The organism is Pseudomonas sp. 2995-3 (genome assembly GCF_002742565.1).
In the GTDB taxonomy this organism is placed as follows: Bacteria; Pseudomonadota; Gammaproteobacteria; order Pseudomonadales; family Pseudomonadaceae; genus Aquipseudomonas; species Aquipseudomonas edaphica.
This window is the reverse complement of the sequence record NZ_LJSB01000259.1, coordinates 47,438-62,081: the sequence shown is the minus strand read 5'-3', so window position 1 is coordinate 62,081 and position 14,644 is coordinate 47,438. Positions and strand designations below refer to the sequence as shown.

Annotated in this window: 12 protein-coding genes; 6 read left to right on the top strand and 6 right to left on the bottom strand. The window is 61.0% G+C overall.

The features are described 5' to 3' along the window. Positions 1–262 precede the first annotated feature (262 nt). Together AOA62_RS25665 and AOA62_RS25660 are read right to left on the bottom strand one after the other, a co-directional pair. A complete protein-coding gene (locus AOA62_RS25665) occupies positions 263–940 on the bottom strand; it encodes a LuxR C-terminal-related transcriptional regulator (RefSeq protein ID WP_099550148.1) in 678 nt (225 codons plus the stop codon). A gap of 233 nt (positions 941–1,173) precedes the next feature. Then, the gene (locus AOA62_RS25660; RefSeq protein ID WP_099550145.1) at positions 1,174–2,418 is read right to left on the bottom strand and encodes a methionine gamma-lyase; all 1,245 of its coding nucleotides are present in this window, start codon (positions 2,416–2,418) and stop codon (positions 1,174–1,176) included. Between the two features lie 123 nt (positions 2,419–2,541). Here AOA62_RS25660 and AOA62_RS25655 point away from each other — a divergent pair, with 123 nt between their 5' ends. Further along, complete coding sequence (locus tag AOA62_RS25655; RefSeq protein ID WP_017136655.1) at positions 2,542–3,012, top strand: Lrp/AsnC family transcriptional regulator; 471 nt, start codon at positions 2,542–2,544, stop codon at positions 3,010–3,012. A gap of 19 nt (positions 3,013–3,031) precedes the next feature. Here AOA62_RS25655 and AOA62_RS25650 read toward each other — a convergent pair whose 3' ends face one another. Next, complete coding sequence (locus AOA62_RS25650; protein WP_099550144.1) at positions 3,032–3,802, bottom strand: helix-turn-helix transcriptional regulator; 771 nt, start codon at positions 3,800–3,802, stop codon at positions 3,032–3,034. A gap of 99 nt (positions 3,803–3,901) precedes the next feature. Here AOA62_RS25650 and AOA62_RS25645 point away from each other — a divergent pair, with 99 nt between their 5' ends. Beyond that, complete coding sequence (locus AOA62_RS25645) at positions 3,902–5,032, top strand: MFS transporter (protein ID WP_099550143.1); 1,131 nt, start codon at positions 3,902–3,904, stop codon at positions 5,030–5,032. Here the strand turns inward: AOA62_RS25645 and AOA62_RS25640 are convergent. Next, positions 5,022–7,169: a TonB-dependent siderophore receptor gene (locus tag AOA62_RS25640; RefSeq protein WP_099550142.1), complete on the bottom strand. Its 2,148-nt coding sequence runs from the start codon at positions 7,167–7,169 to the stop codon at positions 5,022–5,024. The two genes, AOA62_RS25645 and AOA62_RS25640, sit on opposite strands and share 11 nt — an antisense overlap. Positions 7,170–7,708: 539 nt before the next feature. Then, the gene (locus tag AOA62_RS25630) at positions 7,709–8,605 is read right to left on the bottom strand and encodes a helix-turn-helix domain-containing protein (RefSeq protein ID WP_099550140.1); all 897 of its coding nucleotides are present in this window, start codon (positions 8,603–8,605) and stop codon (positions 7,709–7,711) included. Between the two features lie 139 nt (positions 8,606–8,744). On the opposite strand from AOA62_RS25630, the gene AOA62_RS25625 reads away from it, so the two are divergent. The 3 genes from AOA62_RS25625 to AOA62_RS25615 are packed head-to-tail and all read left to right on the top strand — an operon-like array spanning position 8,745 to position 12,504. Then, positions 8,745–10,103, top strand: a complete 1,359-nt coding sequence (locus AOA62_RS25625) for a glutamine synthetase family protein (protein ID WP_017135352.1) — start codon at positions 8,745–8,747, stop codon at positions 10,101–10,103. A 23-nt stretch (positions 10,104–10,126) separates the two neighbouring features. Further along, a complete protein-coding gene (locus AOA62_RS25620) occupies positions 10,127–11,215 on the top strand; it encodes a polyamine ABC transporter substrate-binding protein (protein ID WP_099550139.1) in 1,089 nt (362 codons plus the stop codon). Then, the gene (locus AOA62_RS25615) at positions 11,212–12,504 is read left to right on the top strand and encodes an FAD-binding oxidoreductase (RefSeq protein WP_099550138.1); all 1,293 of its coding nucleotides are present in this window, start codon (positions 11,212–11,214) and stop codon (positions 12,502–12,504) included. Before AOA62_RS25620 ends, AOA62_RS25615 begins: the two co-directional genes overlap by 4 nt. A 116-nt stretch (positions 12,505–12,620) precedes the next feature. Here the strand turns inward: AOA62_RS25615 and AOA62_RS25610 are convergent, their stop codons facing one another. Continuing rightward, complete coding sequence (locus tag AOA62_RS25610) at positions 12,621–13,511, bottom strand: LysR substrate-binding domain-containing protein (RefSeq protein WP_017135354.1); 891 nt, start codon at positions 13,509–13,511, stop codon at positions 12,621–12,623. A 114-nt stretch (positions 13,512–13,625) separates the two neighbouring features. Here AOA62_RS25610 and AOA62_RS25605 point away from each other — a divergent pair, with 114 nt between their 5' ends. After that, complete coding sequence (locus AOA62_RS25605) at positions 13,626–14,630, top strand: aldo/keto reductase (RefSeq protein ID WP_099550137.1); 1,005 nt, start codon at positions 13,626–13,628, stop codon at positions 14,628–14,630. Positions 14,631–14,644 lie beyond the last annotated feature (14 nt).

The following is a 14,644-nucleotide window of genomic DNA, read 5'->3' as shown; positions in this document are numbered from 1 at the left end:
ACGGTAAACCGGCAGGGATGCCGGTTTAGCCGCGCTGGGCCAAGGATGGCCCATCGCGGCGGCCCCCCAAATCACTGGCGGATTGCGGGCATGCCGAGCCACAGCGAGGCACCGAGTGTTGGGGCGAGGGCTTTTTGCTTACTTTTTGCTGGGCCGGCATTCCGGTCCTTCAAAAAGTGACCCGCTGTAAGAGCGGAACCATAGGCAGCCGTTACCGCAGCAACGGATATGTACACCACCAAAAGACAACCCACAGCCTGATCTAGAGAGCCGCGGCTACCCCCTCATCACCCGCATACATCCACCGCAACAACGAATGCCGCCCGCTGATCCCAAGCTTGATCGCCGCCCGCTTGAGGTAACTTTCAATAGTGTTGACCTTCAACGCCAACTGCTCCGCCAACTCCGGTGCAGTCCGCCCGGCCAGCAAACCCACACACACATCCAGTTCTCGATTGGACAAGGTCAACCCCGATTGCACCAGACGTTCTTCAATGCGCCGACGCAAGGTTTCAAGCCCTTGATTTTCCGCGACCACAGGCGATCCGCCCTGGCGACACGGCTGGATCGCAGTGATGTGTTTCTCGACCATGGGCAGAAGCAGCGTCGAAAAATCCTCCAGCATGCTGCGTTCCTGTGGCGAAAAACTTTCCGACTGATGCGAGCGATACACCGACAACACATAACGCACATCGTCCTTGCGGCGTGTGAGGTGCAATTGGGCAGCGGGTTGTTCTTCGCCCAGCGCCGTCACCGAGTCGGTGTAGACCGGGCTGATCCGGAGTCGGGTGTGCCCTTCGGCACTGACCTGCAGTTGGGTGATATGGGTAGCGTCCACTGCCAGCTGGGTCAGGATCAAGTCATGCAGCATGCGCGGGAAATGGCGGCTGCCGGTGCTGGCGATGACCTTGCCTATATGAGGGAACAGGTGTGAGTTCATCAGTTCGTCCATGAATGTTGAGTGCAGGTATTCATCCTTATAGCGACGGGGTTTAACAAGGTAACCAATGTGAATAACCTACAGTGATAATGCACCCGCCGAGCACCTATGCTAGTACAGCCAGGGAAATGCATGGGGATCCAATCGGCAAAAAAAACAGATTAAAAACGCATAACGGCGGTCGGACCAGTCCGACCACCGTCTGTAGGAAAGGATTACCTCAACCGTAGGCCCTATTTCACGGCGTGTTCTTCCACCACGGCGCGGCCCGGTGCCGCACGCGTGCATTTGGCCAGGGCCTGGTGGATATCGGCCAACAGGTCGGCAATGTCTTCAAGCCCGACCGACAAACGCACCAGGCCTTCGCTGATGCCGTGCTGCGCGCGTTCTTCGGGGGTGTAGGTGGAGTGGGTCATGCTCGCCGGGTGCTGGGCGAGCGACTCGGCGTCACCCAGGCTGACGGCGCGGGTGAACAGGTTGAGGGCGTTCATAAAGCGCCGGCCGGTGTCGATGCCGCCCTTGAGTTCAAACGCGATCATGCCGCCGGACTGCTTCATCTGCCGCGCTGCCAGGGCGTATTGCGGGAAAGAGCGCAGGCCCGGGTAGGTGACCCACTGCACAGCAGGGTGTGCTTGCAACGCTTCGGCCACCGCCTGGGCGTTGCTGCAATGGCGGTCCATGCGCAGGGCCAGGGTCTTGAGGCCGCGCATCAGCAAGGATGCGTCCTGCGGCGACATCACCGCGCCGGTCAAGTCCTTGAGGCCTTGCAGGCGAATACGTTGTGCCAGCGCCTGGTTGCTCACGGCGATACCGGCGGTGATATCGCCATGGCCGCTGAGGTACTTGGTGGCCGAGTGCACCACCAGATCGGCCCCCAGTTCAAGCGGACGTTGCAGGTAGGGGGTGCAGTAGGTGTTGTCGACCACCACGGTGACATTTGGCTGTTGGTGCGCCAGCTCGGCCACGGCGGCGATGTCCACCAGGCGCAGGTTGGGGTTGGCCGGGGTTTCGCAATAGACCATGCGGGTGGCAGGGGACAATGCCGCGCGCAGGGCGGCCAGGTCGGTGAGGTCGACGTGTCGCACCCGGATGCCGAACTCAGCAAGGCCATGGTGCAGCAGGGCAAAGGTGCAGCCATACAGGGTCTGGCTGACGATCACTTCATCGCCCGGGCGCAGCAGGGTCCAGAACGTTGCGGCAATCGCACCCATGCCGGAGCTGAAGGCCACGGCAGCTTCGCCGTTTTCCAGGGTTGCCATGCGTGATTCCAACAGTGCCAGGGTCGGGTTGGAAATGCGTGTGTAGAAGTGGCCGCTGACTTCCCCGGCAAAACAGGCAGCGCCATATTCGGCGGTGGGGAACGCGAAGGTGGCAGATAAATAGATCGGCGGTACGAGGGCGCCGTGATGGTCCTTGGGGTCGTAACCATGGTGGATGGCGCGGGTAGAAAAGCCGAATGTATTGTGTTTGTTGTTCATATCGGACGCTCCTTATTTCCTACAATGCTATGCTCATAACCAGAGTTGAACATTGCAAAAAACCCAGGAAAATCCCGGATTTCGGGGCGAATAATCGACAAAAACAACAAATAGAGGCACGTTATGCCCGTGAGTCTGGACCGCACCGACAAAGCCCTTTTAAACGCCTTGCAAGGTAATGCCCGCTTGACCGTGGCCGAACTTGCCGACCGCGTCGCCCTGACCACCTCGCCGTGCTGGCGACGGGTGCGCAACCTGGAGGAGAGCGGGGTGATCAGCGGCTATCAGGCGATTCTGTCGCCCAAGGCGCTGGGGTATGGCGTGACGGCGTTTGTCAGCATCATGATGGAAAGCCACACCCAGGAAATCGCCCGAGCATTCGAGCAACGGCTGCTGGAGATTCCCGAAGTTGTCGCCTGCCACAACGTGTCGGGGCGCTATGACTTTTTGCTCGAGGTGGTGGCCAAAGACCTGGAGTCGTTTGGCGAGTTTGCGCGTGAGGTGTTGCAGACGTTGCCCTGTGTTAAAGAAATCTACTCAAGTTTTTCCTATAAGTCGGTGCGGCCTTTACGGGTGATTCCGCTACCGGGCTGAAGCGGCCTCATGCACGCCCTCAGTCGACTTTCAAATACCCGCGTGGCGTGCTGCCGGTCATGCTTTTGAAGAAGGCGATCAACGCGCTGTCGCTGGCAAAGCCCAACTCGAACGCGCAATAGCCCAGGTTGCGCCCGATGGCGAGCAGTTCGATGGCCCGCATCAGGCGCCACTGCTGGCGCCATTGCTGATAGCCAAGGCCGGTTTCCCGCAGGAAAATCCGGCCGATGGTCTTGGTGCTGGCACCTATCTGTTTTTCCAGGGCTTGCAGGGTCGGCGGTAACCTTTCCAGATCGGCGAGCAAGGGCGCCAGGCGTTTGTCCTGGGGCAAGGGCAGGAGCATCGGTTGTGCGGTGGCCGCCTGGATTTCATCCAGGCACAACGCCAGCAAATGCGCGTAGCGGCCCGTTTGCCAATCGGTGTCGAAGGGCGCCATCGCTATGGGTTCCAGGACTGCGCGAAGCAATGGGCTGACCTCGATCACCCCCACCTGTGCAGGCAATTGATCGGCCAGTGCCGGGCTCAGATACACCGAGCGATAGTCCACGGTTTTGTGCATCACCGCGCGATGCGGCACGCCACACGGGATCCACGCGGCGCGCGAAGGCGGCAGCAGGCACAGTTGGTTGTCCAGGGTGATACGGGTGCAGCCTTGGCGCGTGAACAGCAGTTGCCCGCGCTGGTGGCGGTGCAGGCCGGAGTCGTGATCACCGAGCAGGGCGGCGATGCCGATGACCGGCGCTGCCAGGTGGTCGGGATCGAAAGTAGCGTCGTTGGCGAGCCAGGCCATAGGTTGTCCGATTTGATGGGTAAATTGTCAAAGTCTGGATAATACTCCAGTCGACAGTCCTTACACTTCTTGCGCTGTTTCAAGCAAAGGAGTTGGGGAATGAAGGTTAGAATTTTTTTGCCACTGACCGTGGCCTTGCTGATGTTCCCGCAACTGGCCCAAACGCTTTACAGCCCAGCGCTGGGAGATATCGGCCGGGCCTTTGCGGTGGGGCCGGAGCGGGCCGGGCAGACCTTGTCGGTGTACTTCCTGGCGTTCGCATTTGGCGTGGTGGTGTGGGGCCGACTGTGTGATCGTTGGGGACGGCGGCCGGTGATGCTGGCCGGATTGGCCCTGTATGTGGCGGCCACGGTACTGGCCCTGGGCATGACCAGCTTCAACGGTTTGCTGCTGGCCCAGGCGTTGGCGGCGTTTGGCGCGGCGGTCGGTTCGGTGGTGACGCAGACCGTGCTGCGTGACCGTTTCCAGGGCGTGCAATTGGCCCAGGTATTTTCGCTGATGGGCATTGCCCTGGCCGCCAGCCCGGCCGTGGGTTTGTTCACGGGCGCCAGCCTGGTGCAGTTCTTCGGTTATCGCGGTGTGCTCAGTGGTTTGTTGCTGCTCTCGCTGAGCTTATGGGCGTGGTGCGTGTGGGCGTTGCCCGAGACGCGTCCAGCCTCGATGCCGACGGCCGCGCTGGGCCAGACGTTGCGGTTGCTGCTCAGGGATGCCGGGATCTGGCGTTCGGTGGGGCTGGTGGCGGCGTTCAATATTGCGCTGTTCAGCTATTACAGCGTGGGGCCATTCATCTTTTCGCGGCTGGGTTTGTCTGCCGCCGACTTCGGCTACAGCGGCGTCTTGCTGGCGCTGGGCTCCGGGTGTGGTGCGTGGCTGAACAAGTGGCTGCTCAAGCGTGGGATAAATGGCGAGCAATTAGTGCTGATCGCCGCCGGTGTCGCGGTGCTGGGCGGCTTGCTGGTCGTGCTGCTGCAACACAGCTGGATGTTTGTATGGCCGATGCTGCTGGTGGTGCTGGCGTTCGGCATGGCCATTCCCAATGTGCTGGGGGCCGCGCTGGTGGCTTATCAGGATCGCCTGGGCACGGCCGCCGCGCTGTTTGGCTTGTTGTACTACCTGGTGATCGGCGCCGGGTTGACCCTGGTCGCCTGGGCCCAGGACCTGGGCTGGAGCCTGTTGGTCTGTGGTTTGGCGGCGCTGTGGCTGGCAGCACCGCGCGGGCTCAGAAGTTGACCGAAGCACTCAGGCGCGCGGTCAAGGGCGCGCCCTGGAACAGGTAATCATCGCCCATGTATTCGCCTGCATCGCGCCAGTAGCGTTTGTCGAACAGGTTGTCGACGCTGAGGCGGAATACGGTTTCATAGCCGTCGATTTTAGTGGTGTAGCGGCTGCCGACATTCACCACGGCGTAGTCGCCCACCTGCACATTGCCGGTGCGGTCGGCGTACTTCTTGGCGCTGTATTGCACGCCGCCCAGCACGGCCAGCCCATTCGTCCACGGCAGGGCGTAATCGGCGTACAGGCTGGCGCGCAGTTTGGGTACGTTGATGGCCTGGTGGCCTTCGTAGTCCGGCGTGCCGCTGTTGGTCACCCGGGCGCGAATCGCCGCGACGCTGGTGGCGATCTGCAGGCGGTCGGTGGCCCAGCCGTTGGCGGAGAGTTCCAGGCCGGTGTTTTTTTGTTCGCCTTGTTGGGCGTAGGTGAATTGACCGGTGCCATCGGGCTTGGCGTATTGGTAGGCTTGACGGGTCTGGAATACGGCGGCGGTGAAACTGATGCGGCGCCAGTCGTATTTCACGCCGGCTTCGATTTGCCGGGAAACCGTCGGCGCCAGGGTGTCACCGGAGTTGTTCGCTATCCACGGTGCCGTGCCGCCCAGAGACAGGCCTTTGCTGTAGCTGGTGTACAGCGAAATATTGTCCACCGGTTTGTAAATCAATGATGCCTGGGGCAGGAACACGTATTGCTGGGTGTGGCGAATTTCGTTGCCCGTTGTTTCATCGAACGCTTTTTCATCCAGGCGCACTTCGCGCCCGCCAATGATGGTTTGCCATTGCTCGTTGAAGCGGATGCGGTCGGTGACGAACAGGCCGTATTGGCGGCTGTCGAGGTTGCGGTGGCTGGGGTACAGCGGCTTATCAGTAGGCTCGAAGGTCGGTGCGTCTTGGTTGATATTACCGCTGCCGATGTATTCGTTGACGGACTTGCGCTTGTCGATCACCCGTCGAAACGCGCTGGTGCCGAAAGTCAGTTCATGGCCCAGGCTGCCTGTATCGAACAGGCCCGTCATTGCCGCCTGTACTTCATCATCACGACGGGTGTCGTCGGGGCTGCGGTAGTCGTAAATGTCGTAGTTGCCGTCCGGCGTGAAGTAATTGCCCATGCCGGTCGTGGCGCCACCCCAGGCAAACGAGCTGTAATCATCAATCACCACTTTGCTGCGGGCGGCACTGAGGCTGCCTTTCCACTGATCACTGAAGCGGTATTCAAACTTGCCATTGAGGTTCAGCGAATCGATGCCGACCTGATGGGAGCCACTCTGGTGCCCCAGCAGTTTCTTCGGTGACGCGTCATGGGGCACTTCGGTGCCGCCCAGCAGTTGATAACCCGGCACGGAGCGCTGTTGCTTGTTCTGGTATTCCGCGTCCAGTTGCAGCACCGCGTCGGGGCTGATGTTCCAGTCGAAGGCCAGGGACACAAAATCGCGCTGGCCATCGGCGTGCTCGACATACGAATTGAGGTCTTCGTGGGCGACGTTGGCGCGCAGGCCGAATTGCTGCTCGCTGCCAAACCAGCCACCCACGTCGGTGGCTATGTAACCGCTGCCTCGGTCATCGGTGGACACGGTAACCGAGCGCACATCTTCCGGGCGTTTTGTCACGTAGTTGATCACGCCGCTGGGTTCGGAAATACCGCTTTGCAAACCCGCCAGGCCCTTGAGCACTTCGACCTGCTGCTTGTTTTCCAGGGCGACGTTTTGCTCGCCAGTGATGGTGCGGCCGTTGATTTTGTAGCTGCTCGCGGCGTTCAGTGAGAAGCCGCGGATCACGAAGTTTTCGTAGTAGCCGATGGGGGCGTAGCTGTCGCCTACCGAGGCGTCGTTGCGTAGCACTTCGCTGAGCAGCCGCGCCTGCTGGTCTTTGATCAGTTCGGCGTTGATCACGGTGATTGATGCCGGAGTGTCCAGCAACGGCGCTTCGTTGAAGCCGCCGACCGAGGCGCTGTTGGTGCGATAGCCGGAGTCTTCCTGGCCCTGGACGTTTACCGCCGGTAGTTCGATTTCAGCGGCCATGCTGTTGCCCAGGCTGCCGCTGAGTAGCAGGCCAAGGGCGAAACGTGAGGTAACGACGGGACGAAAACGCACAACCATGGGGGTAGGGCCTTAAAGCGCAGGGCGGGGGGCGCATAAGCTAGGGGGATGTGCTGGGATTTACAAGTTATTGAGAATGGTTGTGTTGTGTACATATCCGTTGCTGCGGTAACGGCTGAGTAGGGTTCCGCTCTTACAGCGGGTCACTTTTGGCAAACGCCCGGAATGCCGGCCCAGCCAAAAGTAACCAAAAGGTCTTCGCCCCACCACTCGGTGCCTCGCTTAGGCTCGGTGTGCCAGAACGAAGGCTTGAATCCGTGGTTAACGGGGCGCCTCAGATCAAGATCAAAATCTACAGCACGGCGGCCTAGTAGCCGACCTGAGTGGTTAAATCAAAAGCGAAAGGCGAATTTGCATACACTGAAGAGCTGCTTTTCTGTGGGAGCTGGCTTGCCTGCGATGCAGACACCTCGGTACATCAGGTACAACCGGTTGATGCCATCGCAGGCAAGCCAGCTCCCACCTTTGACCGAGTATGGCTCTGCTGTTGCTGCGGCTCTTACATCCTTTGGCCCCCAGGTCAGTACCAAAAACACCCGTCAACCCAAACGCCTGAGCGTCTCACTGGGCAACTCCCGAAACAACGCCCGATAACTCTGGGAAAACCGCCCCAAGTGCCAGAACGACCAGTTCATCGCCACCTCAGCCACCGTGGCCCGAGTCGAGCTCAACAACTCACGCCGCGCCCCGTTCAACCGGCGCAAGCGCAACCACTGCGCCGGGCTCATTCCGGTGTAGGTCTTAAAGCCTTGCTGCAATTGGCGTAACGGCACACCGGCGATCTGCGCCAGTTCCAGCAGGTTGGCGGTTTCATCCGGCGCATCCGCCGCCCATTCACCGATACGCGCCATCAACAGGCGCTCGTCGCTGCGCCGCTGCAACGAGCTGCGGTCCAGGCACACACAAGCGTTGTCGAGAATAAACAGGCAGTCATCAAGCAATTGCTGGGTGAGGGCATCACGGCTGATAGGGTCAGTCAGCGCGGACAGCCGTGTCAGCGTGCCACTGAGCCAACGGGTGAACAGCGCGTTCTGCTGGCACGTCAGCGGTGCCATGAACAACCCCTCAAGTTTCGCCACATCCAAACCATGGCGCTGCACGAACTGAGGGCCGAATACCACCGCGACTTCGCGGTAGTTTTCCGGGGTGATCCAGGTGTTGCGGCTCTCGCCATTGAGCATGTACAGCGCGTTGTCGCTGCCATCGAAACAGAACGCCAGGGAGCCCGGTGGCGCATTGAAATGCTGCTCCACGCGCGTGTTCATGCACTCTTCGTAAACCTCGACGCCGTGCAGGTCGAGGTAGCGGATCTGCCCGGCAAAATGCCCTGGGGACATCTGCTGGTACTGCTGCACCCAACCGGGTGTCGCACTGCATTGAGCGGCCACATCACCGGTGGTGAAGGCCTGTACGCGCAAAGCTGTTGCCTGTGTCATGGGTAACCTGGGCGCACTCTATTGGTGCGTTATGGTTCGTGCAAAGTGGATAGATGCCGTTTGAAGGCTGGCCCAAGATAGACCTCAATGCGCCGGGAGTACAAGTCGGCGCGTGCAACCAACCCATGACGAGGTCCTTATGAACGCCCCCTTCGATCAGCTGTCCGCCTGGCTGAAAGAACACAAGATTACCGAAGTCGAGTGCGTGATCAGTGATTTGACTGGCATCGCACGCGGCAAAATTGCGCCCACCAACAAGTTCCTGCATGAGCGAGGCATGCGCCTGCCGGAGAGTGTGCTGCTGCAAACGGTGACCGGGGACTTTGTCGACGACGATATCTACTACGACCTGCTCGACCCTGCCGACATCGACATGATCTGCCGGCCGGTGTCCAACGCCACTTACGTGGTGCCGTGGGCGATCGAACCCACCGCCATCGTGATCCATGACACCTTCGACAAGCAGGGCAACCCCATCGAGTTGTCGCCGCGTAACGTGTTGAAAAAAGTCCTGCAACTGTACACCGACAAAGGTTGGCAGCCGATTGTCGCGCCAGAAATGGAGTTCTACCTGACCCAGCGCTGCGAAGACCCGGACCTGCCGCTGAAAACCCCGGTGGGCCGTTCGGGCCGGGCCGAAACCGGGCGCCAGTCGTTTTCCATCGACGCCGCCAACGAATTCGACCCGCTGTTCGAAGACGTCTATGACTGGTGTGAACTGCAGGGTCTGGACCTTGACACGCTGATCCACGAAGACGGCCCGGCGCAGATGGAAATCAACTTCCGCCATGGCGATGCCCTCGACCTGGCCGACCAGATCACCGTGTTCAAACGCACCCTGCGTGAAGCCGCGCTCAAGCACAACGTGGCCGCGACCTTTATGGCCAAGCCAGTGGCCGACGAACCGGGCAGCGCCATGCACCTGCACCAGAGCGTGGTGGAGATCGCCACCGGCAAGCCGGTGTTCGTCGACGCCGACGGCAAGATGAGCCAGCTGTTCTTGCATCACATCGGCGGCTTGCAAAAGTACATTCCCAAGCTGCTGCCGATGTTCGCGCCGAACGTGAACTCGTTCCGCCGCTTTTTGCCGGACACCTCGGCGCCGGTCAACGTGGAGTGGGGCGAAGAAAACCGCACCGTCGGCCTGCGTGTACCGACCTCCAGCCCCGACGCGATGCGCGTGGAAAACCGCCTGCCGGGCGCGGATGCCAACCCGTACCTGGCGATTGCCGCGAGCTTGCTGTGCGGCTACCTGGGCATGATCGAGCAAATTGAGCCGAGCGCGCCGGTGGAAGGCCGTGCCTATGAGCGCCGCAACCTGCGCCTGCCGTTTACCCTCGAAGATGCGCTGGCGCGCATGGAGGACTGCGACACGGTCAAGCAGTACCTGGGCGATAAGTTCGTGCGTGGCTATGTGGCGGTCAAGCGCGCCGAGCACGAGAATTTCAAGCGAGTGATCAGTTCCTGGGAGCGTGAGTTCCTGCTGTTGAGCGTCTAAAAAACCAATAAAGGGGTGTCGATATGCGTCTTGTGAAAAAGCTTCTCCCGCTGGCTCTTGTCGCGGCGTTCAGCAGCAGCGGCCAGGCCGCCCAGACGGTCAGCGTCTATAACTGGACCGACTACATAGGCGAGACCACCTTGGCCGATTTCCAGGCCAAGACCGGGATCAAGGTGATCTATGACGTGTTCGACTCCAACGAAACCCTGGAAGGCAAGTTGCTCGCCGGGCGCACCGGCTATGACGTGGTGGTGCCGTCCAACCACTTCCTGGCACGCCAGGTAAAAGCCGGTGCGTTCTTGAAACTCGACCGCTCGCAGTTGCCCAACTTCAAGAACCTCGACCCCAAACTGCTCAAGCTGCTGGAGAAAAACGACCCCGGCAACGCGCACTCGGTGCCGTACCTGTGGGGCACCAACGGCATCGGCTACAACGTCGACAAGGTCAAGCAAGTGCTGGGGATCGACCACATCGACTCATGGGCGGTGCTGTTTGAGCCCGAGAACATCAAGAAGCTGCACGAGTGCGGCGTGGCTTTTCTCGATTCAGCCGATGAGCTGTTCCCGGCGATTCTCAATTACATGGGCAAAGACCCGCGCAGCGAAAACCCCGAGGACTACAAACAGGCCGAAGCCAAGCTGCTGACGTTGCGCCCGTACATCACCTACTTCCATTCGTCCAAGTACATCTCGGACCTGGCCAACGGCGATATCTGCGTGGCCTTCGGCTATTCAGGCGACGTATTTCAAGCCGCCAACCGCGCCAAGGAAGCCAGGAACGGCGTGAACATCGCCTACTCGATTCCCAAGGAAGGCTCCAACCTGTGGTTCGACTTGCTGGCGATTCCTGCCGACGCCGGGAACCCGAAAGAGGCCCACGCCTTCATCAATTATTTGCTCGACCCAGAGGTGATCGCCAAGGTCAGTGCCGCGGTCGGTTATGCCAACGCCAACCCGGCGGCCAAGCCCTTTATGGCGCCGGAGCTGGTCAACAACCATGAGGTGTACCCGTCCCAGGAAGTGCTCGACAAACTCTATATTTCCACCACGCCGACCCCGGCGACCATGCGCCTGATGACCCGCGCCTGGAGCAAAGTGAAGACCAACAAATGATCCCGTCCAATGACCACGCCCGGTCCTACTACCGGGCTTCGGCCAATACCATGCCGGAGCGCCCGTCACTGGGCGCCGACCTGAGCGCCGATGTGTGCGTGATAGGCGGCGGGTTCACTGGCGTCAACACCGCCATCGAACTGGCCCAGCGCGGGCTCTCGGTGATCCTGCTGGAGGCCCGGCGCATCGGCTGGGGCGCCAGTGGGCGTAATGGCGGGCAACTGATTCGTGGTATCGGCCATGATGTGTCGGGGTTCGCCAAGTATGTGGGTGAGGAGGGCGTGCGTTACCTGCAGCACGCCGGGATCGACTCGGTGGCGCTGGTGGGCGAGCGTATCGCCCAGCACAACATTGACTGCGATTTGCGTTGGGGCTTTTGCGAACTGGCCAACACCCCGGCGCAGTTTGCCGCGTTCAAGGGCGAGCAGGCCGGCCTGGCAGCGCTGGGGTATGCCCCTGAAACCCGCCTGGTCGGCCCGCAAGACATGGCGCAGGTGGTGGGCTCCAGCGTCTACGCTGGCGGCCTGGTGGACATGGGCTCCGGGCACTTGCACCCGTTGAACCTGGTGCTGGGCGAGGCGCAGGTGGCCGAGTCGCTCGGGGTGAAGATTTTCGAACAGACCCAGGTGCTGGAGCTTGTACACGGCGATACGGTGCAGGTGCGTTGCGCCGGCGGCACGGTGCGCGCGGCTAATCTGGTACTGGCTTGTAACGCGCACTTGGAGGAACTGGAACCGCGCTTGAGCGGTAAGGTACTGCCGGCGGGCAGCTACATCATCGCCACCGAGCCTCTGTCGGTCGAATTGGCCCAGCAGTTGATTCCGCAAAACCTCGCCCTGTGCGATCAGAAAGTCGGGCTCGATTACTACCGGCTCTCGGCTGACCGGCGCCTGCTGTTCGGCGGCGCCTGCCATTACTCGGGGCGTGACCCTGCGGATATTGCCGCGTATATGCAGCCCAAGTTGCTCAAGGTGTTCCCGCAGTTGGCAGGCACCGCCATCGAGTTCCAGTGGGGCGGCAAGATCGGCATCACCGCCAACCGCTTTCCCCAGGTCGGGCGCCTCAAGCAGTACCCGAATGTGTTCTACGCCCAGGGCTATTCCGGGCATGGCCTGAACGTGACCCACTGGTGCGCGCGCCTGCTTGCCGAAGGCATTCACGCCGGTGCAAGCCACGGCCTGGATATCTTCAGCCAAGTGCCGCACATGACCTTCCCCGGCGGCAAGGCCCTGCGCTCGCCGCTGCTGGCGTTGGGGATGCTGTGGTATCGGTTGCGAGAAATGCTCTGACTGGCAGCCGCGTTTAACCGGATGAGCCTGAGGGGGAAAGATTGAGGTAAGGGCGTGAGTGGCTGACATTGGACCGAGTATGTCCGGGGCGATGAGGTTACCCGTTGCCCTGGCCTTCACAGGCTTTCAGTCAGCACCTTCCTGAACGTTTCCACCAAAGGCCGCAAATTAACCCGGTGCCATGCCGCCCACAGCGGCGTGGTGTAGGTCAGCCATGGCAATTCACGCAACACCACCCCAGGCGGCGCATTCCGGCTCAGCCCCTTTTGCACCATCGCCACACCCAAACCCGAGGCCACCAACCCCAGGGCGGTAAACGGCTCACTGGCTTCCATAGGGATTTGCGGCGTAAAACCAGCACGAATGCACGCCGCCACAAAGTCATCCGCCGGGTTGGCGCCAGGCTTGCGTTGCACGCCGATCCACTCCTGATCAGCCAGATGCTCGGGTAACAACTCGCTGTGGCGCGCCAATGCATGATGTTCCGGCAGCGCCAGCAGCATCGGGTCGTCCAGCACCTGCAGCGCCGTCAGGTCCGGGTCATCGGTGGCCGGTGGCTCGCCGACCAGGGCAATGTCGAGGCTGCGTTGACGCAAGCCTTCGAGCTGTTCCAGCGACGGCAAGTTGTACAGCTTGATATGCACGGTAGGCCGGTCATCCCTCAATACGCGCAACGCATTGGGCAGCACGCCGGCGTGCATCGCGTTTTCGATGTAGCCGATGCACAAGCCGCCTTCTTCGCCGCGTCCCAGGCGTTTGCCCAAGGATTCCAAGCGATTGGCGTGGGTCAACAGCGCCTTGGTTTCCGCCAGGAACGTCTGGCCATCGCGGGTCAGGCGGATGCGCTGCTGGCTGCGTTCGAACAAGGTCAGGCCCAGGCGCTCTTCAAGCTGGGCGATCTGGCGGCTCAGCGGTGACTGCGAGATATGCAGGCGCTCGGCGGCACGGCCGACGTGTTCTTCTTCCGCGACCACTTCGAAGTAGCGCAGTTGGCGAAGATCAATCATGTGTAAGACCTTTCAGGACTCAAGTTGGTCGCAGTATGTCTTGGACGGTCCGATCTATGCAATCTAGGATCTGCTCAACGGTCACAGCGACCCACAACCGATTGAGGACCCACCATGAGCTTGAAAGACAAATTGCCCGGCCCGCTGGGCTTCGGCACCGCACCGCTGGGCAATATGTTCCGCGCAATTGCCGAAGACGAAGCCCAGGCCACCGTCGAGGCTGCCTGGAATCACGGCGTGCGTTACTTCGACACCGCTCCCTTCTACGGCTCGGGCCTGTCGGAAATCCGCCTGGGCCATGCGCTGTCTCAGTACAACCGCGATGACTTCGTGCTCAGCACCAAAGTTGGCCGGGTGATTCTCGATGAAGTCGAAGAAAGCGCCCGCGACCTCGGCGAAAAAAGCGGCGTGTTCGAACACGGCCGCCCCAACAAGATGCTCAATGACTACAGTGCCGACGCCACCTTGCGTTCCATCGAAGACAGCCTCGAGCGCCTGCAAACCGACCGCCTGGACATCGTGTGGATTCACGACATCGCCCAGGACTTTTACGGCGACCAATGGCTGGACTACTTCAACCAGGCCCGCACCGGCGCCTTCAAGGTGCTGACCCGCCTGCGCGAAGAAGGCGTGATCAAGGCCTGGGGCCTGGGCGTCAACCGCGTTGAACCCTGCGAGTTGACCCTTGACCTCAGCGAAGCCCGGCCCGATGGCTTCCTGCTGGCCGGCCGCTACACTTTGCTGGACCACGAACGTGCCTTGCAGCGTTTGATGGACGCAGCCTTGGCGCAGAATGTCGAGATCGTCGTCGGCGGGCCTTACAGCTCCGGCATTCTGGCCGGTGGCGCGCACTTCGAATACCAGCAGGCGAGCCCCGCGATCATCGATAAAGTCGAGCAGATCAAGGCGATTGCCCAGGCGTTTGGGGTAAGTATAAAAGCCGCAGCCCTGCAATTTTCCCTGGCGCATCCGGCCGTGGCGGCGGTGATTCCAGGTGCCAGTCGTCCGGGGCGGATTGCCGAAGACGTTGCGGCGTTGTCAGAGAAGATCCCGGCAGCCTTCTGGCAGGCGCTGCGCGAGGCCCGGTTGATTTCGGCCCGTGCGCCTCTGCCGCTCTAACTTCAGGAGTACCA

What these genes read in the sequence shown, in the direction of transcription:
- AOA62_RS25615 (WP_099550138.1), top strand. Translation starts at nt 11,212, where the DNA reads ATGATCCCGTCCAATGACCACGCCCGGTCCTACTACCGGGCTTCGGCC.
- AOA62_RS25655 (WP_017136655.1), top strand. Translation starts at nt 2,542, where the DNA reads ATGCCCGTGAGTCTGGACCGCACCGACAAAGCCCTTTTAAACGCCTTG.
- AOA62_RS25665 (WP_099550148.1), bottom strand. Translation starts at nt 940, where the DNA reads ATGAACTCACACCTGTTCCCTCATATAGGCAAGGTCATCGCCAGCACC.
- AOA62_RS25660 (WP_099550145.1), bottom strand. Translation starts at nt 2,418, where the DNA reads ATGAACAACAAACACAATACATTCGGCTTTTCTACCCGCGCCATCCAC.
- AOA62_RS25645 (WP_099550143.1), top strand. Translation starts at nt 3,902, where the DNA reads ATGAAGGTTAGAATTTTTTTGCCACTGACCGTGGCCTTGCTGATGTTC.
- AOA62_RS25630 (WP_099550140.1), bottom strand. Translation starts at nt 8,605, where the DNA reads ATGACACAGGCAACAGCTTTGCGCGTACAGGCCTTCACCACCGGTGAT.
- AOA62_RS25620 (WP_099550139.1), top strand. Translation starts at nt 10,127, where the DNA reads ATGCGTCTTGTGAAAAAGCTTCTCCCGCTGGCTCTTGTCGCGGCGTTC.
- AOA62_RS25640 (WP_099550142.1), bottom strand. Translation starts at nt 7,169, where the DNA reads ATGGTTGTGCGTTTTCGTCCCGTCGTTACCTCACGTTTCGCCCTTGGC.
- AOA62_RS25650 (WP_099550144.1), bottom strand. Translation starts at nt 3,802, where the DNA reads ATGGCCTGGCTCGCCAACGACGCTACTTTCGATCCCGACCACCTGGCA.
- AOA62_RS25610 (WP_017135354.1), bottom strand. Translation starts at nt 13,511, where the DNA reads ATGATTGATCTTCGCCAACTGCGCTACTTCGAAGTGGTCGCGGAAGAA.
- AOA62_RS25625 (WP_017135352.1), top strand. Translation starts at nt 8,745, where the DNA reads ATGAACGCCCCCTTCGATCAGCTGTCCGCCTGGCTGAAAGAACACAAG.
- AOA62_RS25605 (WP_099550137.1), top strand. Translation starts at nt 13,626, where the DNA reads ATGAGCTTGAAAGACAAATTGCCCGGCCCGCTGGGCTTCGGCACCGCA.